Source organism: Microbulbifer guangxiensis (genome assembly GCF_021729075.1).
In the GTDB taxonomy this organism is placed as follows: Bacteria; Pseudomonadota; Gammaproteobacteria; order Pseudomonadales; family Cellvibrionaceae; genus Microbulbifer; species Microbulbifer guangxiensis.
Window position 1 is genome coordinate 1 of the sequence record NZ_JAJSAQ010000008.1, and the last position, 24,689, is coordinate 24,689.

The 24,689-nt window shown below is 61.1% G+C and carries 18 protein-coding genes and 5 tRNA genes; 22 read left to right on the forward strand and 1 reads right to left on the reverse strand.

The window, feature by feature from the left end; genetic code table 11:
• The first annotated feature begins 1,175 nt into the window (after positions 1 to 1,175).
• On the forward strand, positions 1,176 to 2,024 hold the full coding sequence (locus tag LVD12_RS15455; RefSeq protein WP_255771980.1) for an aldo/keto reductase: 849 nt from the start codon (positions 1,176 to 1,178) through the stop codon (positions 2,022 to 2,024).
• Positions 2,025 to 2,026: 2 nt separating this feature from the next.
• Here the strand turns inward: LVD12_RS15455 and LVD12_RS15460 are convergent, their stop codons facing one another.
• A complete protein-coding gene (locus tag LVD12_RS15460) occupies positions 2,027 to 2,980 on the reverse strand; it encodes a hypothetical protein (protein WP_237068633.1) in 954 nt (317 codons plus the stop codon).
• A gap of 138 nt (positions 2,981 to 3,118) precedes the next feature.
• On the opposite strand from LVD12_RS15460, the gene LVD12_RS15465 reads away from it, so the two are divergent.
• From LVD12_RS15465 to rpoC, 21 genes are all read left to right on the forward strand, one after another.
• Positions 3,119 to 4,576 (forward strand): alpha/beta hydrolase, encoded by a 1,458-nt coding sequence (locus tag LVD12_RS15465; protein WP_237068634.1) that lies wholly within the window; start codon positions 3,119 to 3,121, stop codon positions 4,574 to 4,576.
• Positions 4,576 to 5,325, forward strand: coding sequence for an ABC transporter ATP-binding protein (locus LVD12_RS15470; protein WP_237068635.1), 750 nt, complete (start codon positions 4,576 to 4,578; stop codon positions 5,323 to 5,325). Before LVD12_RS15465 ends, LVD12_RS15470 begins: the two co-directional genes overlap by 1 nt.
• Positions 5,322 to 6,512 (forward strand): ABC transporter permease, encoded by a 1,191-nt coding sequence (locus LVD12_RS15475; RefSeq protein ID WP_237068636.1) that lies wholly within the window; start codon positions 5,322 to 5,324, stop codon positions 6,510 to 6,512. The genes LVD12_RS15470 and LVD12_RS15475 overlap by 4 nt, the downstream gene beginning before the upstream one ends.
• A gap of 2 nt (positions 6,513 to 6,514) precedes the next feature.
• Complete coding sequence (gene alr, locus LVD12_RS15480) at positions 6,515 to 7,678, forward strand: alanine racemase (protein WP_237068637.1); 1,164 nt, start codon at positions 6,515 to 6,517, stop codon at positions 7,676 to 7,678.
• Positions 7,653 to 8,666: a bifunctional biotin--[acetyl-CoA-carboxylase] ligase/biotin operon repressor BirA gene (gene birA / locus LVD12_RS15485; protein ID WP_237068638.1), complete on the forward strand. Its 1,014-nt coding sequence runs from the start codon at positions 7,653 to 7,655 to the stop codon at positions 8,664 to 8,666. Before alr ends, birA begins: the two co-directional genes overlap by 26 nt.
• Positions 8,663 to 9,391 carry a type III pantothenate kinase gene (locus LVD12_RS15490; protein ID WP_237068639.1) on the forward strand — a complete coding sequence of 243 codons (729 nt, stop codon included), beginning with the start codon at positions 8,663 to 8,665 and terminating at the stop codon, positions 9,389 to 9,391. The genes birA and LVD12_RS15490 overlap by 4 nt, the downstream gene beginning before the upstream one ends.
• Positions 9,392 to 9,430: 39 nt before the next feature.
• The gene (locus LVD12_RS15495; RefSeq protein ID WP_237068640.1) at positions 9,431 to 10,135 is read left to right on the forward strand and encodes an SPOR domain-containing protein; all 705 of its coding nucleotides are present in this window, start codon (positions 9,431 to 9,433) and stop codon (positions 10,133 to 10,135) included.
• Positions 10,136 to 10,278: 143 nt separating this feature from the next.
• A tRNA-Thr gene (locus LVD12_RS15500) sits at positions 10,279 to 10,354 on the forward strand.
• A 109-nt stretch (positions 10,355 to 10,463) separates the two neighbouring features.
• Positions 10,464 to 10,547, forward strand: a tRNA-Tyr gene (locus LVD12_RS15505).
• A 72-nt stretch (positions 10,548 to 10,619) separates the two neighbouring features.
• A tRNA-Gly gene (locus LVD12_RS15510) sits at positions 10,620 to 10,693 on the forward strand.
• Between the two features lie 113 nt (positions 10,694 to 10,806).
• A tRNA-Thr gene (locus LVD12_RS15515) sits at positions 10,807 to 10,881 on the forward strand.
• 129 nt (positions 10,882 to 11,010) lie between these two features.
• The gene (gene tuf / locus LVD12_RS15520; protein ID WP_237068641.1) at positions 11,011 to 12,204 is read left to right on the forward strand and encodes an elongation factor Tu; all 1,194 of its coding nucleotides are present in this window, start codon (positions 11,011 to 11,013) and stop codon (positions 12,202 to 12,204) included.
• 118 nt (positions 12,205 to 12,322) lie between these two features.
• Positions 12,323 to 12,398 (forward strand) — tRNA-Trp (locus LVD12_RS15525).
• Between the two features lie 97 nt (positions 12,399 to 12,495).
• The gene (secE, locus tag LVD12_RS15530) at positions 12,496 to 12,864 is read left to right on the forward strand and encodes a preprotein translocase subunit SecE (protein ID WP_237068642.1); all 369 of its coding nucleotides are present in this window, start codon (positions 12,496 to 12,498) and stop codon (positions 12,862 to 12,864) included.
• A 10-nt stretch (positions 12,865 to 12,874) separates the two neighbouring features.
• Complete coding sequence (gene nusG, locus LVD12_RS15535) at positions 12,875 to 13,408, forward strand: transcription termination/antitermination protein NusG (protein WP_091517132.1); 534 nt, start codon at positions 12,875 to 12,877, stop codon at positions 13,406 to 13,408.
• A gap of 167 nt (positions 13,409 to 13,575) precedes the next feature.
• Entirely contained in the window at positions 13,576 to 14,007 is a 432-nt protein-coding gene (gene rplK, locus LVD12_RS15540; RefSeq protein ID WP_237068643.1) for a 50S ribosomal protein L11, read from the forward strand.
• Positions 14,008 to 14,706 carry a 50S ribosomal protein L1 gene (gene rplA, locus LVD12_RS15545; RefSeq protein ID WP_237068644.1) on the forward strand — a complete coding sequence of 233 codons (699 nt, stop codon included), beginning with the start codon at positions 14,008 to 14,010 and terminating at the stop codon, positions 14,704 to 14,706.
• Positions 14,707 to 14,947: 241 nt separating this feature from the next.
• On the forward strand, positions 14,948 to 15,442 hold the full coding sequence (gene rplJ, locus LVD12_RS15550; protein WP_237068645.1) for a 50S ribosomal protein L10: 495 nt from the start codon (positions 14,948 to 14,950) through the stop codon (positions 15,440 to 15,442).
• A 77-nt stretch (positions 15,443 to 15,519) separates the two neighbouring features.
• On the forward strand, positions 15,520 to 15,888 hold the full coding sequence (rplL, locus tag LVD12_RS15555; protein WP_237068646.1) for a 50S ribosomal protein L7/L12: 369 nt from the start codon (positions 15,520 to 15,522) through the stop codon (positions 15,886 to 15,888).
• A gap of 325 nt (positions 15,889 to 16,213) precedes the next feature.
• Complete coding sequence (rpoB, locus tag LVD12_RS15560; RefSeq protein WP_237068647.1) at positions 16,214 to 20,287, forward strand: DNA-directed RNA polymerase subunit beta; 4,074 nt, start codon at positions 16,214 to 16,216, stop codon at positions 20,285 to 20,287.
• 125 nt (positions 20,288 to 20,412) lie between these two features.
• Positions 20,413 to 24,642: a DNA-directed RNA polymerase subunit beta' gene (gene rpoC / locus LVD12_RS15565; RefSeq protein WP_237068648.1), complete on the forward strand. Its 4,230-nt coding sequence runs from the start codon at positions 20,413 to 20,415 to the stop codon at positions 24,640 to 24,642.
• Positions 24,643 to 24,689 lie beyond the last annotated feature (47 nt).

The window sequence follows — 24,689 nt, forward strand, 5'->3', positions numbered from 1 at the left end:
GAAAGGGTCATGGTGATTCGGACCTGCAGCCCTCACCCTTCGGGCTGCCTGCGGCAGTCCAAACGGCGTTGCCGTTTGTCAGGCTTCTAAATAAAAGAAAGGGCCACCCAATCGGGTGGCCCTTTTTTTATTTACAGTGCCCGACGATGTCGTATTGCCTGGCATCGTGAGAGTAGGGCCAGGGGGCGCGTTGGCGAAGCAATGCTTCGCGCGCCCCATAGCGACCGGCCAAGGATGGCCGGGCCGGGGCCCGACCGAGCGCACAGCAGTAGCGCCAGGGAAGGCGACTGCAAGGCTAGTCATCACTGCACACATGCTTTCATTCCAAAGGCCCTGCCTGCCGATGACCCGGACGGCGTTCCGCTACTTTCGCTGTGCGAAAGAGTCAAGGTGATTCCGGCTACCCCCTTCACCCTCGGTTCTGCGCCACCCAAATCCACATGTAGTCTAAGCCGCTACCCCGATGGCTCAGTCTCCACAACTTGGAACCAGTTACCCTGACGTAATTTTCACCATTATCGCCTGCTCCACGGTATGCCTGCCCATCCTGTAACTTTCCAACGCTTATGCACAGATGTTTCCAGTCTCTCTGTTGGTAACTGAGCAGTTGGTTTGAGGGTGGCATCAGCTGGTAAATATGCGGAAGGAATGTTCACAGACAAAGTTGGCTGTGGGGATAACTCCGGGGTTGGAACCGGATCTCTGAACTCGTATCGAGCGTGCAATAATTTTCTGCCCTGTGAGTTGATTTAAAAATACTGTTTGTACATACAGGCTCGTGCTGGCTCGCGGCCAACGGTGTTTTTTTATGCGCCCTTCTGCAAGCCTCGGCATTTCGAATCCCGCGGTGGCTATTCCATGGTTATGCACAGATCCTTCCAGTGAATCTGTGGGCAACCGGGGAGACGAAGTCAGTGAACAGAGTGTCCACCAGGGTGGGGTATGGTTGTGAATAGACCGGGGCTTATTCCAGAGCAGCGTCGCCCAGCGTGTTGCAAAGAGAATCAGCAAATGGAGACGGCTGCAAAGTGCCGGAGGGGCCTCTACAATGCGCACCTTCCTGATCGAGGTGCGCCCAAAGGGTTGGCCTTCTTCACATCGTAATTGTTAGCGAGTTTTCTATGCAGAGAGTGACGTCCCGGTTAAACAGTGAGTTTTCCATGTCCCGCGTGGCCATGGGGTTGTGGCGAATGGATAGCTGGGAAATGAATCCGCAAGAGCGATTGGGCCTGGCCGAGCAGCTGCTCGAGCTGGGTGTGACGACATTCGATCTCGCCGACATCTATGGTGATTACCAGTGTGAAGCGCTGTTTGGAGAGGCGCTCCAAATCGACCCGTCCGTCCGTGCACGTATGGAGATCGTCAGTAAATGTGGGATCAAGCTGTGCGGTAGCCGCAATGACTATCGGCTGAACCATTACGACTCAGGTGAAGCGCACGTGCGGCGCTCGGTTGAGAGCAGCCTCAGCAATCTCGGAACCGACTATCTGGATCTGTTGCTGTTGCATCGCCCAGATCCATTAATGGATGCGGCAGAGCTTGCTGCGGTGCTGGACGACCTCGTAGATACGGGAAAAGTGCGGTCAGTGGGTGTCTCGAACTTCCTGCCCCATCAGGTGGAGCTCCTCCAGTCGCGTTTGAAGGCGCCGCTGGTGGTCAACCAGATCGAGGTTTCCCTGCTGCACAGTACGCCCATGTTCGATGGCCAACTCGATCACTGCCAGAAGGAGGGTATCCTGCCCATGGCCTGGTCGCCCTTTGCCGGCGGAGATCTCTTTACCGGCGGTGCCGAGGCAGCAGCCCGGGTTCGGGGCTGCATGGAGTCCCTGCGTGGGGAGTTGGGTATGGATGCCCAGCAGATTGCACTGAGCTGGCTGTTGAGGCATCCGAGCCGGATGGTGCCGGTGCTTGGCAGCGGTAACCTGGAGCGTTTGAAGGGAGCCCTCGCCGCAGCTGACCATGAAATGCCGCTTGAGCCCTGGTTCATGCTGTTGCGCGCCGCCCGCGGCCGGGATGTTGACTGACGTCAGCGATCCCGGGCGTTCTCGGGAACCAGGTCGAAGGTAGGCTTGCCGAGGTCGAACTCTTCCAGTGGCGCCAGGTGGGTGGGTACCGAGAGCCTGCGCAGGGGCTCGAGGCCGCGGCAGTCCATGACCTCCAGCATATTGCCTTCAATGCCCTGAATCAGGCTCTCGGGATCGCCCATGGCCTCTGCAACCAGGCTGCGGTAGTCCTGGGTGTTGCCCAGGCGGATAAAGCGGGACTCCTCCCCGGCCTGCTCCACCCGTAGCCAGGCCACCCCGCATTCGCCATTGCCCTCGGCAAGCAAGAGCGGGCCCCGGTCGTCCTCGAAGAGGGGGGTGAATTCCGCCCTCGCGGGCGGTTGCTCAAGATGGCCGACCCAGACCCAGCCGGACAGGCCGATACGGCCGAGGTGCCATTCGCTCAGCCACACGGTCTGTTGATCATCGATACGAAGCTCGCCCCACTCGCGCGGACCATTGCCCGGGTCGAGGCGGATCTCTGCGGAAGGGTTCTCCTGACGGAACTGATGCAGTTGCCGCGTCATCTCGTAATTCACTTCCCAGTGCTTCCGCAGGCGCCATTGAATCGGGTAGGCCCCCCACTCAACGATATATTCCTGGCCGGGCTTCACCGTTTCTGCGACGCGCCACAGAGATCCGTCAATCAGGATACAGGTGTCTCCAGGCCTGCTGCCCGGGGCAATGATGCTGCAGTCCGGGGAGGGTTCGGAGGCATTGACCACGAATTGATTGCGCCCTTCGATGACCTCGTACCAGGGGAATCCGTGGCGGAGCGGCGGTGGGAAGGTCAGGGCCGGTCGGCCTGCCAGCAGTCGGCGGAACAGGACCGATTTCTCGATCTCCAGGTCCGACAACTCAAAGCCCTCCTGGTGGGCAATCTGTCCCCAGGCAAAAGCGGCCCGGATCAGCTGTTTCTCTCGGTCGGAAAAATTCATGGCTGTGGTCGAGTGAGGAGCAAAATGCGACCTTACCACTGCGCCGCCGGCTGCGCTAATGGCCTTGACGGCGACGGCAGGGCGGTTTTTTCGATAAACTGGGCCGGCTTATTTGAGGAACACTGGGAGAAGTGGCTGATGGCAAAGGAATTGGCCAGAAAACGCGCGGGGTTCACCATCCTTGCGCTGTTGTTGGCTAACGTTGCGCTGCTGCGCAGTGCGGACGTTTTCGCCGGGGAGTCCGGGGAGAAAACCTGTTTTCTCGACGGCTGGTCCCAGCCTCTGCATTGTTACCAGGTCCCGGTCGGGGCAGGGGAGCAACCTGCAGAGCTGGCCGTGGCGGTTGCACCTGCGGTGAACCCGGACGGCAGTGAGCCGCTCTATCTGCTGGCGGGAGGCCCGGGCCAGGCCGCCAGTGACCTGGTTCCGTTGCTGCCCAGCTTCAACAGGATCAATCGCAACCGGGACATCGTGATGGTGGACCGCCGTGGCGCGGGTCGCTCCGGTGCCTTTGATTGTGGCCTCGAGGAGGAGCTCCCGGCAGATCTGGATGCATTTGCGATGCACCTCAGTGGCTGCTTTCAGGAGCAGCGTGCTCGCACCGAAGATCTTTACAGTCGGCGGACCGTGGACGACCTGGAGGAAGTGCGGACCCATCTCGGCCACGAAAAGATCGTCCTGTGGGGCGGCTCCTGGGGAACGCGGACGGCACTGCTGTACCAGCAATGGTATCCGGAGTCCCTCAGCGCCCTGGTGCTGGATGGAGTCGCACCGATTGAAACGAAGGTTTTTCTCAGTGCGCGCGCTGCAGAACAGGCGCTGCAGCAATTGCAGGATGCCTGTCGGGAAGATCCGTCCTGTGCCGGGTTTGGAGACTGGCGAAAGGATCTCGACCGCCTGCTGGCGGAGTGGGGCTCGGGTGACGCCCGGCTGGCGGACCCGCTGACCGGTGCCGCGATCGGAAGACGGGTGCCGCGCTGGGAAGTGGCCAATGCCGTGCGGACTGCCCTGTACGATCCGGGCGTCGCCGCACAGTTGCCCTACGTCATTCACCAGGCTGCCCGCGGTAACCTTCTGCCCCTGTCGGGGCTTTCCAGTCTGTTCCTGCCCGCCAGTGACACCATGTCCATGGGGCTGACTTTTTCTGTCGCCTGTGCGGAGGAACTCAATCGCATCAGCGCGGAAGAGGTGGCCGCTGACAGTCGCGAGACATTTCTGGGCAGCGGTTTTTACGACCTGTTCGAGGCCGGCTGCAGGGTGTGGCCGGTGGCGGAGCGCTCCTACCCCACCCCTGAGCCCAGAGACCACCCGGTATTGCTGATTTCCGGCAGCGCCGACCCGATTACCCCGCCGGATTATGCGGATACCCGGCTTGACTACCTGACTCACAAACAACACCTGGTGGTGGCTGGCGGGGGGCATATCAACTCTGCGCGGGGTTGCATCCCTGATCTGATCGCTGAGTTCCTCGATACACCGGACGAGCCGCTGGATACACAGTGTGTCGGGGAGATTCGTCGCCCGCCGTTCATGGCCGATGCCTTCGGCCCTGCGCTGGACGCGGCACCGCAAAAAAACTCAGGGGGAGAGGGCTGATGATCGAGGTGAAATCCCTGCGCAAGCAGTTTGCAGGACGGCCGGTGCTGCGCGACCTGAGTTTTGAGATTCCCGACGGCCGTATTACTGCATTGCTCGGTGCCAACGGCGCGGGCAAAACGACCTGTCTGAGAATTGTTTCCGGGCTGCTGAACGCTGACGCGGGCGAAGTCCGCGTGGGCGGTATCGACGTGGCCCGGGATCCCCTGGCAGTGCGTCGGCAGCTGGGTGTGGTGGGTGATCGGGAGGGGCTCTACGAGCGACTCTCCGTGGAAGAATACCTGACCCTGTTTGCGCAGATGCAGGGATTGCGCGGCAGTGACCTCTCCCGCTCCCTCGACGGAGTCCGTTCTGAACTGGAGCTGGGGGACCTGTGGGATCGGCGTACCGTCGGCTTTTCCCAGGGCGAGCGGATGAAGGTTTCCCTCGCCCGCGCCCTGGTGCATCGACCGCAACACCTGATCCTCGATGAGCCGACCCGGGGGCTGGACGTGCTCGCTGCGCGGCTCCTGCGGCGCACACTGCTGCGCCTGAAAGAGGCCGGTACCACCATCGTGTTTTCCAGTCATGTGATGTCAGAGGTGCTGGAGCTGTCGGATCGCGTGCTGGTCATGGCGGAAGGCCGTCTTGTTGGCGATGGCGAGCCCGCTGCCCTGATGGCGCAGGCTGGCTGTGACAACCTCGAAGACACTTTTGTCTCCCTGGCGTATGGCCAGAGCAAATTAACCGAGCAGGAGGCGCTGGCATGAGGATGGTCAGGCAATGGCTGCGGGGGCCGATGGGAGCGCTGCTCTACAAGGAGCTTCTGGAAGCGTGGAGAGACAAGCGGGCCCTGCTCACGGCAGTGACTTTTGCATTGTTATTCCCCGCCATGATCACCGGAGCTACGGTGTTCATGTTCAAGGTCAAGTCGGAGAACGAGTCCCGGCTGGCCCTGATCGGCGCCGAGCGGCTTCCCCTGCTGGCGCAGCAGCTGGCCGGAGAGCAGCTGCTGGTGGATGTACTCGAAGCCGGCGAACCCGCAGAGCTGTTGGCCGGAGAATACGATCTGGTTCTGCAGGTGGGCGAGGATTTCGCCAGTGAATACCGCCAGTTCGGGGTGCCGCGGCTGTATGTGTATATGGACGGCGCTTCCAAGGATGCTGGCCGGGCGCGGCGGCAGCTGCAGGAGCGTCTCGCTCCGCTGCAGCAGCAGGTCGTACAGCAGCGGTTGGTCGCCCGCGGCGTGGCGCCACAGTTGCTGGCGCCCTGGCGTATGGAGATGCGGGACATCAGCACGCCGTCAGACCGCGGCAAAATGATTCTCGCCTCGGTGCCAGCACTGTTGATCATGACGTTGTTCGTGGCCAGCCTGGCCACCGCGGTCGACGCCTCTGCCGGCGAGCGCGAGCGCCTGAGCCTCGAGCCCCTTTTGTTGCAACCACTGCCCCCCTGGCAGGTGGTGTTGGCCAAGACCCTGGCGGTCGCCAGCCTGGGCTGGCTCGCGGGACTGCTGTCGGTGTCCGCCTTGACGGCACTGATGCCATTGATGCCCATGGCGGAGCTGGGGATGCAGCAGGCCACCAGCCTGTCCGGCGTGCTGGCGATGGGCTTGCTGTTATTGCCGTTGGCACTGCTGGTGGCAGTAGTACAGCTGCTGCTGGCACTGGGATCCAAATCGTTCAAGGACGCGCAGATGCGCCTCAGTATCCTCCAGGTTGCGCCGCTCTTCCTGTTGATGGCCCTCGATATGTCACAGGTCCAGTTGGACCGACCGGCCTGGCAGCTGCTGCCGCTGGTGGGCCAGCAGCAATGGCTCAAGGCGCTGCTGGTGGGCGATTCTGTCTCCCTGTTCGCAGTGCTGGCGGGCTCGGTGGTCACCCTGGCGCTGGTGGCGGCGTTCATTCTCATTGGTGCCCGCGCGCTGCGCCGGGAATCCCTGTTGGGGGCGACCTGAAAATGAAGCATCCCCGGGAGCAGTCATGGGGGCCTGGTGACGAAGGGCTGTTACAGATAGACCTCGGCGCGATCGGCCGCAATTACGACCTGCTGCAACGCAGGGTCGGGTCGGTGGAGCGCTGCGGTGCGGTGGTGAAGGCGGATGCCTATGGGCTGGGCATGAGCCGGGTGGCGCCGGTGCTCTGGGCGCGGGGATGTCGCCACTTTTTTGTCGCCACCCTGGAGGAGGGCACTGTACTCCGGCGGCTTCTGGGTGGTGATGCTGAAATCGTGGTGCTCACGGGCGCTCGTCCAGGGACCGAGCGGGACTTTCTGGAAACGAACCTGGTGCCGACCATTTTTACGACGGCAGGGCTGCGGTCCTGGGCGGATACCCTGCAGGCGACGGGCCGGGCAGGGCGTTGCGCGCTCAAGATCGATACCGGCATGACCCGCCTCGGCATGGGGGCCGAGGAGTTCGACCTGTTGTGCCACGACCGGGGCCTGCTCGAGGCGGCACAGGTCGATCTGCTGATGAGCCATCTCGCCTGTGCTGACGAACCGCGCCACCCGCAGAATCTCCTGCAGCTCGACGCTTTCCAGCGCGCCGCGAGACAGTTGCAGGCGTTGCTGCCTTCAGTGCGGCTCAGCCTGGCCAACTCGTCGGGGGTGTTTCTCGATGAGGCCTATCACTTCGACCTGGCGCGGCCGGGCTCTGCGCTCTACGGCGTCAACCCGGTGCCTGGCACGCAAAACCCGATGACTGCGGTCGTCACATTGGAGTTGCCGGTGATCCAGGTGCGCGAGGTGACGCGGGATTGTCGGGTCGGTTACGGTGCCACCGAGGCCGCTGCGGCGGGTTCATGGCTGGCAGTGGCCCGCGGTGGCTACGCCGATGGCGTGTTGCGGGCCCAGGGCGGGCGCGGTTGCGCCTGGGCCTGTGGTCAGCGGGTACCGATGATCGGGCGGGTGTCCATGGATAGTGCCACCTACGACATCACCGGCCTGTCCCCGGAAAAGCGGGGCTCCCTGGAGCATATCCAGCTGCTGAATCAACAGCTTACCGTCGATGAGGTCGCCGGCTATGCCGGCACCATCGGCTACGAGATCCTGACCAGCCTTGGGTGGCGTTACCGGCGCCAGTACCTGGAAACCGCCCGTGAGCCAGAAAGTCGTGACAAGTAATCCCATGGCATCACTGCGCCCATTGCTGGAACTGCTGGCCGATGGCCAGCAGCATTCCGGCGAATCCCTCGGGGCGGCGCTCGGCATCAGTCGTGCGGCGGTATGGAAACAACTGCAGAAGCTGGAGCAGCTTGGCCTGTCGGTGGAGTCGGAAAAGGGGCGCGGTTATCGCCTGCCGGGTGGGCTCGACCTGCTGGCAGCCGATCAAATCCGCGCATTCATGAGTCGCTCCGGCCAGGCGCTTCTCGGTACGCTGCAGGTCCTGGATCAGGTCGACTCCACCAATGCCCGGGTGCTCGCACAGATGGATGCCGGTGAGGGTCACGGCCTGGTGATGTTGGCCGAGCAGCAGACGGCCGGCCGCGGGCGTCGCGGGCGCCAGTGGGTGAGCCCTTTTGCGGGCGGGATTACCCTCTCAATCGGCTGGGAGTTTCAGGGGGGCGTGCAAATCCTTGAGGGACTCAGCCTGGCGGTCGGCGTTGCGCTGGCGCGGGCGCTTGAGCGTTTTGGCGTGCCAGACGTGCGGCTGAAATGGCCAAACGATGTCTGGTGTCGGGGGCGAAAGCTCGCCGGGGTGCTGCTGGAGCTCAGCGGCGACCTTACCGACCGCTGTGGTGTGGTGGTGGGGGTCGGCCTCAACGTCGGCCTGGCTGAAGGCGCAGGGCGGGACATTGACCAGCCTTGGATCGACCTGGAGTCCGTGCGGCCCGGTGTCGCGCGAAACCACCTGGCGGCAGCCATGCTGGAGGAGTTGCTGACCCTGCTGAGCACTTACCCCAATGCCGGTTTTGCCGCTTATCGGGACGCGTGGAAGGGCCTGGACCAGTTTGCCGGCCGGCAGGTCACTGTGCACAGCGGTCCCCGGCAGTGGGTCGGGGCCAGCCGGGGGGTTGATGAGAGCGGGGCGCTGCTACTGGAAATCGACGGTGAACTGCAACGTTTTCACGGCGGTGAGGTGTCGTTGCGCAGCGGGGAGGCGGGCGAATGATTCTCGAAGTGGATCTCGGTAATACCCGTAGCAAGTGGCGCCTGGCGGAAGCAAAGGCGCCACGCTCCGGTGTGGTGGATACCGCCAGTCTCCGTGCCTCTGTTGTACCGGAGGCCTGGCTGGATCTGCCGGTGAGCCGCGTGCGGGCAGTCAATGTGGCCGGCGCTGAGGCAGCGGCGGGACTCACCTGGGTGATCCGGTCGCTCGGTTGGGCTGTGGAGTTTGCCCGGGTGCAGCGGGAGTGTGCCGGGGTCACCTGTGGGTACCGGGACCTTTCCCGGCTGGGCGTGGATCGCTGGCTGGCGGTGCTGGCGGCGCACAGGCAGTTTCGGCAGCCGTGTGTGGTGGTTGACTGCGGAAGTGCGGTCACTCTGGACCTTCTTGGGGCTGGTGGGCGGCACCTCGGCGGCTATATAGTCCCCGGTCTGGCATTGATGCGCGGCGCCCTGTTTCGCGATACGGCTGCGGTGAAGGTCGCCGACACCATCGAGCCGGGGATGAGTCTGGCTCCCGGGTGTGATACCGGCGATGCGGTCAATCGCGGGCTGATGCTGATGGTGATCGGGGCTATCGACGTGGCCATGCAGCAACTCTCGACAGAGGCGGCGAATCCATTACTGGTGCTGACCGGAGGCGACGGCCCGGTCGTGGCTTCATTGACCCGTCACCCGGCAGAGCTGGTGCCTGAGTTGGTGCTGGATGGGCTGGCGCTCAGTAATCCGTAATACAAACAGAATCAGGACAGAAACCCCTTCGGGCCATTTATGCGCTGGATAGTTCTCGCTCTTGTTATAGGCAACCTGGCAACCTTTGCCTGGTTCAGGTTTTTTGCCGAACCCGCCGCCGAGGCGCAACCCGCGACAGCGCCTGTGCGTCAGGAGGGTGCCCGTATTGACCTGGTGGACGAGGTCCCGGCGGAGTCCCTGGGGCCTCCGCAGCCGGCCCCACCGCCGGTAGAGCGGCCCGCCAGCAAGGCGGAACGCGATGGTCAGACGCTGTGCACCATCATCGGGCCGGTAGGCGAGGAGTACCAGGGCAGTGACATCGTTGAGCGCCTGGGCGCGCTGCAGGTCGCAGCAGAGCTGCGGGAAGTCGAGATGGGGGGGCAGATGCGCTACTGGGTATACCTGTCCCCGCTCGGATCCCGTCGCGAGGCGTTCCGCAAGTTGCGGGCACTCCAGTCCGAGGGTATCGATAGTTACGTGATTCCGAAGGGTTCGCTGACGAATGGCATCTCGTTCGGGATATTCTCCGAGCGCGACCGGGCCGAGACTCTGGCCAGCGAGTTACAGGAGCGGGGATACCCGGCGTTGACCCGCGAAGAGCCCCGCACCTATCTCGAGCGCTGGGTGGTGCTGGCGGCCGGGGGCGAGGCGCAGCTGGCTGACGCCTTCTGGCAGCAGCTGCAGCTTGACTATCCGGAGATGGAGCGCAGGCAAAATCTGTGCGAGGAGCTAGAGTCAGACTAGGTGGGCAGTAATCCGCCAGCCAGACTGATTCTCCCGGGCTGAAAAAAGTGCTTTCGCAACAGTTGCTTGTCAGCGGAAGTTCCCCTAGAATCCCGCCCTCACTTGAGGAGGTCGACATTCGACACCTTGGGGAAAGAGACGAAGCTGGCGTAGCTCAGTTGGTAGAGCAGCTGACTTGTAATCAGCCGGTCGGGGGTTCGACTCCTCTCGCCAGCTCCATTTTTTGTCTCTGCGTTGTCACATGAAGTTTTGCGGCTAAGTCTGTGAAATTGAAAGAAAAAGTGTTGACAGCGACGTGGCCGGTGTAGAGAATGCACACCGCTTTCGAGCAGGGGTTCCCGAGTGGCCAAAGGGATCAGACTGTAAATCTGACGCGCAAGCTTCGGTGGTTCGAATCCACCCCCCTGCACCATTTTGAGATGCCTTTTTAAGGTATCGCCAGCGGAAGGTTTGAAGTGAGGCCTTTTGCCTGGAGCTCCCGCATGCGGGCATAGTTCAATGGTAGAACCTCAGCCTTCCAAGCTGATGATGCGGGTTCGATTCCCGCTGCCCGCTCCATGCCTTTTTGGTGTGTTGTGCGAGGATCTGGTCACCAGGATGGTGGCCTGATAGCCGGTCCAACCGGTTGTCGATCCGCTGCCCTTTGGGGTGGCAGGATGTGGCAGTAATATGCTCATGTAGCTCAGGGGTAGAGCACACCCTTGGTAAGGGTGAGGTCGGCGGTTCAAATCCGCCCATGAGCTCCATTTTTCGATGGCCGCGGGGGCAGGTGTCTCTGCGGCTATTTGTATCCGGGTGTTGCGTTTCTGGTGCCCGGTTCGGCGGGTTCTGCGAATAGGTGTCGCCCCGGCGGGCCTATCTTTAGGAGGCTAGCAATGTCAAAAGAAAAGTTTGAGCGTTCCAAGCCCCACGTAAACGTGGGCACCATCGGTCACGTTGACCACGGCAAGACCACCCTGACTGCAGCCCTGACCCGCGTATGTGCGGAAGTCTGGGGCGGTGCTGCCGTTGCTTTCGACGGTATCGATAATGCGCCGGAAGAGAAGGAGCGTGGTATCACCATCGCTACCTCCCACGTTGAATACGAGTCCCCGACCCGTCACTACGCGCACGTTGACTGCCCGGGACACGCTGACTACGTGAAGAACATGATCACCGGTGCGGCCCAGATGGACGGCGCTATCCTGGTATGTTCCGCTGCTGATGGTCCCATGCCGCAGACTCGCGAGCACATCCTGCTGTCCCGTCAGGTAGGTGTACCGTACATCGTGGTATTCCTGAACAAGGCCGACATGGTCGACGACGAAGAGCTGCTCGAGCTGGTGGAAATGGAAGTTCGCGAGCTGCTGGACCAGTACGACTTCCCGGGTGACGACACCCCGATCATCGTTGGTTCCGCTCTGATGGCCCTGAACGGCGAAGACGATAACGAAATGGGTACCACTGCTGTCAAGAAGCTGGTTGAGACCCTGGACGAGTACATTCCGGAGCCGGAGCGCGCGGTAGACCAGCCGTTCCTGATGCCGATCGAAGACGTATTCTCCATCTCCGGTCGCGGTACCGTAGTAACTGGTCGTGTTGAGCGTGGCATCCTGAAGACTGGCGACGAGATCGAGATCGTTGGTATCAAGGAAACCACCAAGACCACCTGTACTGGTGTGGAAATGTTCCGCAAGCTGCTGGACGAAGGCCGTGCTGGTGAGAACATCGGTGCACTGCTGCGTGGCACCAAGCGTGACGAAGTGGAGCGTGGCCAGGTTCTGGCTCAGCCGGGCTCCATCACTCCGCACACCAAGTTCGAGTCCGAAGTATACGTGCTGTCCAAGGATGAAGGTGGTCGTCACACTCCGTTCTTCAAGGGCTACCGTCCGCAGTTCTACTTCCGTACCACCGACGTAACCGGTGACGTACAGCTGCCGGAAGGTACCGAGATGGTAATGCCGGGCGACAACGTCCAGATGACCGTTACCCTGATCGCTCCGATCGCCATGGAAGAAGGTCTGCGCTTCGCGATTCGCGAAGGTGGCCGTACCGTTGGTGCCGGTGTGGTATCCAAGATCGTCGAGTAATCGCTGATCGAGAAGCCGCTCTGGCAGGACCCTGTCGGGGCGGCTTTGCCAAATCGAGGGGAGGGTGCTAAGATCCGCCCCCTCGTTTTCAGGTGCCAAGGCGCCTGAATGTGTTTCTAGGCCAGTAGTTCAATTGGTAGAGCACCGGTCTCCAAAACCGGCTGTTGGGGGTTCGAGTCCCTCCTGGCCTGCCAACTTTTCAATCGCCCCGCCTTTCTGAGTGCCTGAGGGCGTCGCAAGCTCCAATCAGTGAGTGTGGCTTGTGTTTGTAAGCGCTAAGGGCTTCTTTGTATGAATGCTAAAGTAGAGGCGAAAACCTTTCGTCTTGACGGCCTGAAGTGGCTGCTGGTGGTTCTGCTCGTCGGCGCTGCCGTGGCGGGTAACTCCTACTACGCCGAATTCCCCCTGTTGTACCGTGTGCTGGCGATCGTGGCTCTGTGTCTCGTTGCGCTGGTGGTGGCCGTGAAGACGGAGAAGGGGCATGCGCTCTGGACCCTGCTTCGTGAGGCGCAGACAGAAGTGCGTCGCGTTGTATGGCCTACCCGTCAGGAGGCGACCCAGACCACCGCTATCGTGGTGGTGTTCGTACTGATCATGGCGCTGATTCTGTGGGCGCTGGATTCTGCCCTTGGCTGGGCGGCTTCCAAGATCATCGGCTGAAGGATGACGCATGTCTAAGCATTGGTACGTAGTGCAGGCCTATTCTGGCTATGAAAAGCGTGTTGCCTCCTCCCTGAAGGAGCGCATCGAGCTGCACGAGATGGATCACCTTTTTGGTGAGGTTCTCGTGCCCACTGAGGAAGTGGTGGAAATGCGCGCCGGCCAGAAGCGTAAGAGTGAGCGCAAGTTTTTCCCCGGTTATGTGCTGGTGGAGATGGAGCTCAATGACGATACCTGGCACCTGGTCAAAGAGACCCCGCGGGTGTTGGGTTTTATCGGTGGCAAGGCAGACAAGCCCGCTCCGATCACGGACCGTGAGGCCCAGGCGATCCTGAATCGCATCGACGACTCTGTCGACAAGCCCAAGCCTAAGACCCTGTTCGAGCCCGGTGAGATGGTTCGGGTAATCGACGGTCCGTTTAATGATTTCAATGGCGTGGTGGAAGAAGTCAACTACGAAAAGAGCCGCCTGCGTGTGGCGGTGTTGATCTTCGGGCGTTCCACCCCGGTCGAGCTGGAGTTCGGTCAGGTCGAAAAGACCTGAGTCTGAGCTGAAGGATCAGGCCCTCTCCCGCCCATGGTGGGGGAGGGCTTTCGCGTCCCTGAAACATGCTGCCTGTGTGGTCATTTCAGGGGGAAAGGGGAGCCGAGCGTTGCAGCCTTGTCGCTGTCCAGCGCAGGCGCTAACACCCAAACTGAGAGGAAGCTGTAATGGCTAAGAAAGTAGAAGCTTATATCAAGCTGCAAGTTAAGGCCGGTCAGGCCAACCCGAGCCCGCCCGTCGGCCCCGCGCTGGGTCAGCACGGCGTGAACATCATGGAGTTCTGTAAGGCGTTCAACGCACAGACCCAGGGTCTGGAGCCGGGCCTGCCCGTGCCGGTCGTGATCTCTGTATACAGCGATCGCTCCTTCACCTTCATCATGAAGTCCCCGCCCGCTGCAGTACTGCTGCGCAAGGCTGCGGGTATCAAGAGCGGTTCCGGCCGCCCGAACACTGAGAAAGTAGGCAAAGTGACCCGCGCCCAGCTGGAAGAGATCGCCACCACCAAGATGGTCGACCTGACAGCAGCCGATATGGACGCAGCCGTGCGCACCATCGCCGGTTCTGCCCGCAGTGCCGGTATTGAAGTGGAGGGTGTGTAAATGGCCAAGCTGAGCAAGCGTCAGCGCGCGATCGCTGAAAAAGTAGAGTCCGGCAAAGCCTACGGCATCGATGAGGCCGTTGCTCTGCTGAAGGAGCTGTCCAACGTCAAGTTCGCCGAGACTGTGGACGCGTCCGTCAATCTGGGTATCGACCCGCGTAAATCCGACCAGGCTGTTCGCGGTGCGACCACCCTGCCGCACGGCACCGGTAAAGACGTGCGTGTCGCCGTCTTCACCCAGGGCGCCAATGCCGACGCCGCCAAAGAAGCAGGTGCTGACCTGGTGGGCATGGACGAGCTGGCTGCTGAAGTGAAAGCCGGCAAGATGGATTTCGATGTCGTCATCGCCTCTCCGGACGCCATGCGTGTTGTCGGTCAGCTGGGTCAGATCCTCGGTCCGCGCGGCCTGATGCCGAACCCGAAGACCGGTACCGTGACTCCGGACGTCGCCACTGCCGTCAAGAATGCCAAGGCTGGTCAGGTGCGTTTCCGCGCTGACAAGGGCGGCATCATTCACGGTGGCATCGGCAAGGTAAGCTTCGACGCCAAGCTGCTGAAAGAAAACCTGGAAGCCCTGATTGCTGACCTGAAAAAGGCCAAGCCGGCTTCCGCGAAGGGTGTCTACCTGAAGAAGGTCACCCTGAGCACCACCATGGGCCCGGGTCTGACCATCGACCAGGCCTCCCTGGACATCAAGTAATCCCGTCCAGGGGAACCGAACTTTGGGGTCCGCGTGAGAGCGCGGGCCGTCAAAGACCGTAGGCGACGGGAGGGTCGGCAAGCCGGCCCGAACGACTTAATTCAGTGGTGGCTTTGTGCCATGCCCTGTGCCTACGCAGACGGTGACGCCCAAACCAGTATTTTTGCTGGATTTGAGCTGTAAGCACCGGAACGGATCGGGGCGGAAGCGCCGGTCTTTTTTCAAATCCAGGAGTGACACTATGGCTATTGGACTCGAAGACAAGAAAGCGATTGTCGCAGAAGTCCAGCAAGCTGCTTCGAGCGCTCTGTCAGCGGTAGTTGCGGATTCCCGCGGCGTTACCGTGAATGACATGACCGCTCTGCGCAAAGAGGCGCGCGACAACGGCGTTTGGTTGAAAGTCGTCCGCAACACTCTGGCGCGTCGCGCTCTGGCCGGTACCGAATACGAATGTCTCATAGAGAAGTTCGTCGGTCCCAGCATCATTGCATTCTCCAACGAACACCCGGGTGCCGGTGCGCGCATCCTGAAGGAGTTCGCCAAGAAGAATGACAAGCTGGAACTGAAGGGTGCCGCCTTCGAAGGCGTGGTCACCGACGTCGCAATGTTGGCAAGCCTGCCGACTTACGACGAGGCGATCGCCAAGCTGATGAGCGTGTTGAAAGAAGCATCTGCTGGCAAGCTGGTCCGCACTATTGCGGCCATTCGCGACCAGAAAGAGCAAGAAGCTGCTTAATTACTTCGCCAGTCGAAGTCGCAGTTTTCAAAACTTATTTGAGCAGTTTGCTGCTCACACAAATCAGGTACTGACTCATGTCTCTGACTAAAGAAGATATCATCAATGCTGTTGCCGAAATGTCCGTCAAGGACGTTGTCGAGCTGATCGAGGCGATGGAAGAGAAGTTCGGCGTAACTGCCGCTGCTGCTGTTATGGCCGCTCCGGGTGCTGGCGAAGCTGCTGCCGAAGAGAAAGACTCTTTCGACGTGATCCTGGCTTCTGCCGGCGACAAGAAAGTAAACGTGATCAAGGTTGTTCGCGGCATCACCGGCCTGGGCCTGAAAGAAGCCAAGGCACTGGTAGACGGCGCTCCGAGCCCGCTGAAAGAAGGCGCTACCAAGGAAGAAGCCGAAGACGCCAAGAAGCAGCTGGAAGAAGCTGGCGCAACTGTAGAGCTGAAGTAATTCGGCTGTTGCGACTCTCCGCTGTCCGTCGGCAGGTTCGACGGTCAGCGGCAAGGCTGGTGGACTTTTGTCCGCCGGCCTTTTTGCCGTTTGCGGCAGTGGTGTTTTTCTGCGCCAGCGTGACCGAAAAGGCAGCGTCTGGGGCTGGTGAAATTACCTTAACGCATTACGAGCGCGACTGAAAAGCGCCGGTAGCAGAGAGGTTTCCGACCAGTGTAGCGAGCTGCACTGCTCAGAGGCTTCTCGCCCGGGCGAATCCCGTACCGCCGGATGACCGGCCGGGGTTCCACTGAAGTCTTGTCACTGATCAAGCTGGGGAATATGAATGGCTTACTCATACACTGAGAAAAAACGTATCCGCAAGGATTTTGGCAAACTGCCAAAGGTCATGGACGTGCCTTTCCTGCTTGCGATACAGCTGGATTCTTATCGCAAATTTACACAGGCCGATTCTCGCCCTGACGACAGACTGGATGTCGGACTGCAAGCGGCGTTTAAGTCCGTATTTCCGATTGTTAGCTACTCCGGCAATGCCGCGCTGGAGTTCGTAAGTTACACGCTGGGCAAGCCGGCATTCGATGTGCAGGAATGTACCCTGCGGGGCGTCACCTACGCCTGTCCGCTGCGCGTGCGCGTGCGGCTGATCATTTACGATAAGGAATCTGCCAACAAGTCCATCAAGGACATCAAAGAGCAGGAAGTGTACATGGGCGAGATTCCGCTCATGACTGAAAACGGTACCTTCGTGATCAATGGTACCGAGCGCGTGATCGTGTCCCAGCTGCACCGTTCCCCGGGTGTATTCTTCGATCACGACAAGGGCAAGACTCACTCTTCCGGCAAGCTGCTGTACGCCGCCCGCGTGATCCCCTACCGCGGTTCATGGCTCGATTTCGAGTTTGACCCGAAAGACCTGGTTTACGTGCGTATCGACCGTCGCCGCAAGCTGCCGGCGACCATTCTCCTGCGTGCCCTCGGCTTCAGCTCCGAGGAAATGCTGGAAATGTTCTTCGACACCAGCAAGTTCGAGCTGCACGACGACTCTGTCAGCCTCGAGCTGATCCCGTCCCGCCTGCGCGGTGACGTTGCCTCCTTCGACATCAAGGATGGCAAGGGCAACGTGATCGTTGAGGATGGACGCCGTATCACCCCGCGCCATATCCGCCAGCTGGAAAAGGCCGGCGTCGACCGCCTGGATGCGCCACTGGATTACCTGAACGGCCGCGTGCTGGCGCACGACATCGTCGACGAGTCCACCGGTGAAGTGGCGGTCGAGTGTAATACCGAGATCACCGACGAGGTGGTGGCCAAGCTGCGCGCCCTGAACGTCAAGAAGTTCGAGACGCTCTACACCAATGACCTGGACCGCGGTCCGTTCATTTCCGACACCCTGCGAACTGACCCGACCCGCACCCAGCTCGAGGCGCTGGTCGAGATCTACCGCATGATGCGCCCGGGTGAGCCGCCGACCAAGGAGTCCGCGGAGTCCCTGTTCGAAAACCTGTTCTTCACTGACGAGCGCTACGATCTGTCTGCCGTTGGCCGCATGAAGTTCAACCGCCGCCTCGGCCGCGAGGACGAGACCGGCCAGGGTACTCTGAGCAAGGAAGACATCGTCGACGTGCTCAAGACCCTGGTGGAAATCCGCAACGGCAACGGCATGGTGGACGATATCGACCACCTGGGTAACCGCCGTGTGCGCTCCGTAGGTGAAATGGCCGAAAACCAGTTCCGCGTGGGCCTGGTGCGCGTCGAGCGCGCCGTAAAAGAGCGCCTGTCCATGGCGGAGTCCGAGGGCCTGATGCCGCAGGACCTGATCAACGCCAAGCCGGTGGCCGCTGCCGTGAAGGAATTCTTCGGTTCCTCGCAGCTGTCCCAGTTTATGGACCAGAACAACCCGCTGTCGGAAGTGACCCACAAGCGCCGGGTTTCCGCGCTTGGCCCGGGCGGTCTGACCCGCGAGCGTGCCGGCTTCGAAGTGCGGGACGTACACCCGACCCACTACGGCCGCGTGTGCCCGATTGAAACGCCGGAAGGCCCGAACATCGGCCTGATCAACTCCCTGGCGACCTATGCCCGTGCCAACCACTACGGCTTCCTCGAGAGCCCGTACCGCAAGGTGGTCGATGGCCAGGTGACCGACGACGTGGAATACCTGTCTGCGATCAACGAAGCCAACTACGTGATCGCCCAGGCATCTGCTGCGGTGGATGACGAGGGTCGCTTCACCGACGAACTGGTCAGCGTCCGTTTCAAGAACGAATTCAGCCTGAAGCCGCCGGCAGAAATCCAGTACATGGATGTTTCCGCCAAGCAGGTGGTTTCCGTGGCTGCAGCAATGATTCCGTTCCTCGAGCACGACGATGCCAACCGCGCCCTGATGGGCTCGAACATGCAGCGTCAGGCCGTGCCGACCCTGCGCGCCGAAAAGCCGCTGGTGGGGACCGGTATGGAGCGCACTGTTGCCCGCGATTCCGGCGTGTGTGTGGTTGCCCGTCGCGGCGGTGTAATCGAGCGCGTCGATGCCAGCCGTGTCGTAGTACGCGTGCACGACGACGAGGTGGAAGCCGGTGAGGCCGGTGTGGATCTGTACAGCCTGACCAAGTACACCCGCTCCAACCAGAACACCTGCATCAACCAGCGCCCGATCGTGAAGACCGGCGACGTGGTTGCCCGCGGCGATATCCTCGCCGACGGCCCGTCCGTGGATCTGGGTGAGCTGGCACTGGGCCAGAACATGCGCATCGCGTTCATGCCCTGGAACGGCTACAACTTCGAGGACTCCATCCTCATCTCCGAGCGCGTGGTGCAGGAAGATCGCTTCACCACCATCCACATCCAGGAGCTGACCTGTATCGCCCGTGATACCAAGCTGGGCAGCGAGGAAATCACCGCGGATATCCCCAACGTGGGCGAGTCTGCCCTGAACAAACTGGATGAGTCCGGCATCGTCTATATCGGTGCGGAAGTAGGCGCTGGTGACATCCTGGTCGGTAAGGTGACGCCGAAGGGCGAAGCCCAGCTGACTCCGGAAGAGAAACTGCTGCGCGCCATCTTTGGTGAGAAGGCGTCCGACGTGAAGGACACCTCCCTGCGTGCGCCGAGCGGCACCCGCGGTACCGTGATCGACGTGCAGGTCTTCACCCGCGACGGCCTGCAGAAGGACCAGCGCTCCCTCGACATCGAGAAGGCGCAGATGGACCAGGTACGCAAGGACCTGAACGAGGAGTACCGTATCGTCGAAGCGGCAACTTTCGAGCGTCTGCAGTCTGCTCTGGAAGGCCAGAAAGTAGCCGGTGGCAAGGGCGTCAAGAAAGGCGACGTGCTGTCTGCTGATGTGCTGGCCAACCTGCCGCGCGAAGACTGGTTCAAGCTGCGCATGGCCGAAGAAAGCCTGAACGAGCAGCTGGAAAAAGCCGAAGCGCAGCTCAAAGAGCGCCGCAAGCTGCTCGACGAGCAGTTCGAGGACAAGAAAAAGAAACTGGAGTCCGGTGATGACCTGGCGCCGGGCGTGCTGAAGATCGTCAAGGTTTACCTGGCGATCAAGCGTCGCATCCAGCCGGGCGACAAGATGGCCGGTCGCCACGGTAACAAGGGTGTGATCTCCGTGATCAAGCCGGTGGAAGACATGCCGTACGACGAGAACGGCGAGCCGGTCGACATCGTCCTGAACCCGCTGGGCGTACCGTCTCGTATGAACGTGGGTCAGGTTCTGGAGATGCACCTGGGTATGGCTGCCAAAGGCCTGGGTGTGAAGATCGACCGTATGATCAAGGAGAAGCAGGAAGCCGAGAAGATCCGCGGATTCCTGGGTGAGGTTTACAACTCCACCGGCGGTCGTCAGGAAGAGCTGGACGACCTGACCGACGAAGAAGTGCTGGCGATGTCCGAGAACCTGCGTCGCGGTGTACCCATGGCGACCCCGGTCTTCGACGGTGCCGACGAAGGTGAGATCAAGAAGCTGCTGCGTCTGGCGGACGTGCCTGACTCCGGTCAGATCACCCTGTACGACGGCCGTACCGGTGATGCCTTCGAGCGTCCGGTAACTGTCGGCTACATGTACATGCTGAAGCTGAACCACCTGGTGGACGACAAGATGCATGCGCGTTCCACCGGTTCCTACAGCCTGGTTACCCAGCAGCCGCTGGGTGGTAAGGCACAGTTCGGTGGCCAGCGCTTCGGTGAGATGGAGGTATGGGCACTGGAAGCATACGGTGCTGCCTACACCCTGCAGGAAATGCTCACGGTCAAGTCCGATGACGTGGAAGGCCGGACCAAGATGTACAAGAACATCGTGGACTCCGACCACCGCATGGAGCCGGGTATGCCCGAATCCTTTAACGTACTGGTCAAGGAAATCCGTGCGCTCGGCATGAATTTCGAGCTGGAGCACGACTGAGACCCGTAGCGGTGTGAGCGCCTGTCAAAGGCGATAGTGATTGAACGCCGGCAGTCCCAGGGGTAATCGGGACGCCGGCTGGCCCGGCCGAGGCCGGGTTGACTACCTCAACTGGAGGAAAGGCCTTGAAAGATTTGTTAAACCTGGTGAAAGCCCAGGAGCAGCTGGAAGAGTTTGACGCCATCCGTATCGGCCTGGCGTCGCCGGACATGATCCGTTCCTGGTCCTACGGCGAAGTGAAGAAGCCGGAGACCATCAACTACCGTACCTTCAAGCCCGAGCGTGAAGGCCTGTTCTGCGCCAAGATTTTTGGTCCGGTGAAGGACTACGAGTGTCTCTGCGGCAAGTACAAGCGGATGAAGCACCGCGGCATCATCTGTGAGAAGTGTGGTGTTGAAGTCACCAAAGCCAAAGTGCGCCGTGAGCGTATGGGCCATATCGAGCTGGCAAGCCCGGTCGCGCACATCTGGTTCCTGAAGTCCCTGCCGTCCCGTATCGGTCTGCTGCTGGACATGACCCTGCGCGATATCGAGCGGGTGCTGTACTTTGAATCCTACGTGGTCACCGATCCGGGCATGACCACCCTGGAGCGCGGTCAGCTGCTGAACGACGAGCAGTACTTCGAGGCGATGGAAGAGTTCGCCGACGAGTTCGAAGCCAAGATGGGCGCCGAGGCGATCCAGGAGCTGATGCACGACATCGACCTGCCGGCGGAAATCCAGCGCCTGCGGGAAGAGATTCCGGCCACCAACTCCGAGACCAAGATCAAGAAGCTGTCCAAGCGTCTGAAGCTGCTGGAAGCTTTCTACAAGTCCGGTAACAACCCGGAGTGGATGATCATGCAGGCACTGCCGGTTCTGCCGCCGGATCTGCGCCCGCTGGTACCGCTGGATGGTGGTCGCTTTGCGACTTCTGACCTGAATGACCTGTATCGCCGGGTGATCAACCGCAACAACCGCCTGAAGCGCCTGCTCGAGCTGAATGCGCCGGACATCATCGTGCGCAACGAAAAGCGCATGCTGCAGGAGTCCGTGGATGCCCTGCTGGACAACGGCCGTCGTGGCCGCGCCATCACCGGTTCCAACAAGCGCCCGCTGAAGTCCCTGGCCGACATGATCAAGGGTAAGCAGGGTCGTTTCCGTCAGAACCTGCTGGGTAAGCGTGTGGACTACTCCGGTCGTTCCGTGATCGTGGTTGGTCCGACCCTGCGTCTGCACCAGTGCGGTCTGCCGAAGAAAATGGCGCTCGAGCTGTTCAAGCCGTTTATTTTCGGCAAGCTGGAAGCCCGCGGCCTGGCGACCACCATCAAGGCGGCCAAGAAAATGGTCGAGCGCGAAGAAGCGGTGGTATGGGATATCCTCGACGAAGTGATTCGCGAGCACCCGGTACTGCTGAACCGTGCACCGACCCTGCACCGTCTGGGTATCCAGGCGTTCGAGCCGGTGCTGATTGAAGGTAAAGCGATCCAGCTGCACCCACTGGTGTGTGCGGCGTACAACGCCGACTTCGACGGTGACCAGATGGCGGTACACGTACCGCTGACCATCGAGGCGCAGCTGGAATCCCGCGCGCTGATGATGTCCACCAATAACATCCTGTCGCCCGCCAACGGTGAGCCGATCATCGTGCCGTCTCAGGACGTGGTACTGGGCCTGTACTGGATGACCCGTGAGCGCGTGAACGACAAGGGTGAAGGCATGGCCTTCTCCGACGTCAAGGAAGTGAGCCGTGCCTACTACGCCAAGCAGGTTGGTCTGCAGGCGAAGATCAAGGTGCGCATCCGCGAAGTGATCGTCGGTGAAGACGGCGAGAAGCACGAGAATACCGCGCTGCAGGACACCACTGTCGGCCGTGCACTGCTGTGGAACATCGTACCCGACGGCCTGCCCTTCGAGCTGGTGAACCAGCCGATGAAGAAGAAGGCCATCTCGCGCATCCTCAACGAGTGTTACCGCAAGGTGGGCCTGAAGGCGACCGTCATCTTTGCCGACCAGCTGATGTACACCGGTTTCGATTTCTCCACCAAGTCCGGTTCCTCCATCGGTGTGAACGACTTCGAAATCCCCGCCGCCAAGGCCGAGCTGATCGCCGCCGCGGAAGAGGAAGTGAAGGAGATTGAAAGCCAGTTCGCTTCAGGCCTGGTAACTGCGGGCGAGAAGTACAACAAGGTGATCGACGTCTGGTCCCGGACCAACGACAAGGTCACCCAGGCGATGATGGCCGGCATCAAGAAAGAGAAGGTCATCGATCGCGAGGGCAACGAGGCCGAGCAGGACTCCTTCAACTCCGTGTACATGTACGCGGACTCCGGAGCCCGGGGTAGTGAGGCGCAGATTCGCCAGCTGGCCGGTATGCGTGGCCTGATGGCGCGTCCGGACGGTTCCATTATCGAGAACGCCATTACCGCGAACTTCCGTGAAGGCCTGAGCGTACTGCAGTACTTCATCTCCACCCACGGTGCCCGTAAGGGTCTGGCGGATACCGCGCTGAAGACCGCCAACTCCGGTTACCTGACCCGCCGTCTGGTAGACGTGGCGCAGGACGTGGTAATCACCGAAGTGGACTGTGGTACCGACAGTGGTCTGACCATGGCGCCGGTGATCGAGGGTGGCGACGTGATCGAGTCCCTCGGTGACCGCATCCTCGGCCGTGTCGTAGCCCGTGATGTGACCAAGCCGGGCAGCGACGAAATCGCCGTGCCCGCTGGCACCATGATCGACGAGAAGTGGGTCGAGCGCATCGAAACCATGGGTATCGACGAGGTGCTGGTACGCTCTCCGATCACCTGTGAGACTGCCCACGGTATCTGCTCCCAGTGTTACGGCCGTGACCTGGCCCGAGGCCACCGTGCCAACTCCGGTGAGTCTGTGGGCGTCGTTGCCGCGCAGTCCATTGGTGAGCCGGGCACCCAGCTGACCATGCGGACCTTCCACATCGGTGGTGCGGCGAGCCGTGCGTCTGCCGCGGACAGCATCCAGGTGAAGCAGGGCGGTACCGTCCGTCTGCACAACGTGAAAGTGGTCGAGACCACCAACAACACCCTGGTCGCAGTTTCCCGTTCCGGTGAGCTGGCACTTGCCGACAGCGCCGGCCGTGAGCGTGAGCGTTACAAGCTGCCGTACGGTGCCAACATCAGTGTCCGTGAAGGCGCTGAGGTCGATCCGGGCCAGATCGTGGCCAAGTGGGATCCGCATACCCACCCGATCATCACCGAGGTGGCCGGCTGGGTGAAACTGTCCGGCATGGAAGACGGGCTGTCGATCCGCAAGCAGACCGATGAGATTACCGGGCTGTCCTCGATCGAGGTCATCGACCCGGCTGAACGTCCCTCTGCCGGTAAGGACCTGCGTCCTGCTGTGACCCTGGTGGACGAGAACGGCGAGGAGCTGACACTGGCGAACAGCAATGCGCCGGCGCACTACGCACTGCCGCCGCGTGCGATCCTGAGCCTGAAAGACGGTGACAAGGTGAGTGTCGGTGACGTTATCGCCCGTATTCCGCAGGAATCCGGCGGTACCAAGGACATCACCGGTGGTCTGCCGCGGGTTGCCGACCTGTTCGAAGCGCGTAAGCCGAAAGAGCCGTCCATTCTGGCGGAAATCTCCGGAACCGTTTCCTTCGGTAAGGAGACCAAGGGCAAGGTTCGCCTGCAGATTACTCCGCAGGACGGCAAGCCGCTGCCGAACGGTAAGGATCACTACGAGGTACTGATTCCAAAGCACCGTCAGCTGACCGTGTTCGAGGGTGAAACCGTGGAGAAGGGCGAAGTTATCTCCGATGGTCCGTCCAACCCACACGACATCCTGCGCCTGAAAGGCGTGGAAGAGCTGGCGCGCTATATTACTAATGAGATCCAGGAGGTTTACCGCCTGCAGGGTGTTGGCATCAACGACAAGCACATCGAAGTGATCGTGCGTCAGATGCTGCGCAAGGTGGAAATTCTGGAGATGGGCGATTCCGAGTTCATCAAAGGTGATCAGGTGGAGTACCAGCGGGTCATCGAAGAGAACGAGCGTCTGCGTGCCGAAGACAAGCAGCCGGCTCAGTTCGAGCGTCTGTTGCTGGGTATCACCAAGGCCTCTCTGGCTACCGAGTCCTTCCTGTCCGCGGCCTCCTTCCAGGAGACCACCCGCGTGCTGACCGAGGCAGCGGTGACCGGCAAGGAAGACAACCTGCGTGGCCTGAAGGAAAACGTAGTCGTGGGGCGTCTGATCCCGGCTGGTACCGGCCTGGCGCACCACCTTGAGCGCAAGCGCAAGCGCAGCCTGCAGATGACTGAAGGCTATGCCGAGGGGCCGTCTGCCGCTGAAGTGGAAGCAGCGCTGACCGAGGCTCTGAAGTCTTCCGGGGAGTAACCCCGGCGGCGGGACTGGATTCCCGCCACAGTGGGGCCCTGACCCTG

Coding starts and splice junctions, on each gene's coding strand:
- LVD12_RS15455 (WP_255771980.1), top strand. CDS start 1,176: ATGGGGTTGTGGCGAATGGATAGCTGGGAAATGAATCCGCAAGAGCGA.
- LVD12_RS15460 (WP_237068633.1), bottom strand. CDS start 2,980: ATGAATTTTTCCGACCGAGAGAAACAGCTGATCCGGGCCGCTTTTGCC.
- LVD12_RS15465 (WP_237068634.1), top strand. CDS start 3,119: ATGGCAAAGGAATTGGCCAGAAAACGCGCGGGGTTCACCATCCTTGCG.
- LVD12_RS15470 (WP_237068635.1), top strand. CDS start 4,576: ATGATCGAGGTGAAATCCCTGCGCAAGCAGTTTGCAGGACGGCCGGTG.
- LVD12_RS15475 (WP_237068636.1), top strand. CDS start 5,322: ATGAGGATGGTCAGGCAATGGCTGCGGGGGCCGATGGGAGCGCTGCTC.
- alr (WP_237068637.1), top strand. CDS start 6,515: ATGAAGCATCCCCGGGAGCAGTCATGGGGGCCTGGTGACGAAGGGCTG.
- LVD12_RS15490 (WP_237068639.1), top strand. CDS start 8,663: ATGATTCTCGAAGTGGATCTCGGTAATACCCGTAGCAAGTGGCGCCTG.
- LVD12_RS15495 (WP_237068640.1), top strand. CDS start 9,431: ATGCGCTGGATAGTTCTCGCTCTTGTTATAGGCAACCTGGCAACCTTT.
- tuf (WP_237068641.1), top strand. CDS start 11,011: ATGTCAAAAGAAAAGTTTGAGCGTTCCAAGCCCCACGTAAACGTGGGC.
- secE (WP_237068642.1), top strand. CDS start 12,496: ATGAATGCTAAAGTAGAGGCGAAAACCTTTCGTCTTGACGGCCTGAAG.
- nusG (WP_091517132.1), top strand. CDS start 12,875: ATGTCTAAGCATTGGTACGTAGTGCAGGCCTATTCTGGCTATGAAAAG.
- rplK (WP_237068643.1), top strand. CDS start 13,576: ATGGCTAAGAAAGTAGAAGCTTATATCAAGCTGCAAGTTAAGGCCGGT.
- rplA (WP_237068644.1), top strand. CDS start 14,008: ATGGCCAAGCTGAGCAAGCGTCAGCGCGCGATCGCTGAAAAAGTAGAG.
- rplJ (WP_237068645.1), top strand. CDS start 14,948: ATGGCTATTGGACTCGAAGACAAGAAAGCGATTGTCGCAGAAGTCCAG.
- rplL (WP_237068646.1), top strand. CDS start 15,520: ATGTCTCTGACTAAAGAAGATATCATCAATGCTGTTGCCGAAATGTCC.
- rpoB (WP_237068647.1), top strand. CDS start 16,214: ATGGCTTACTCATACACTGAGAAAAAACGTATCCGCAAGGATTTTGGC.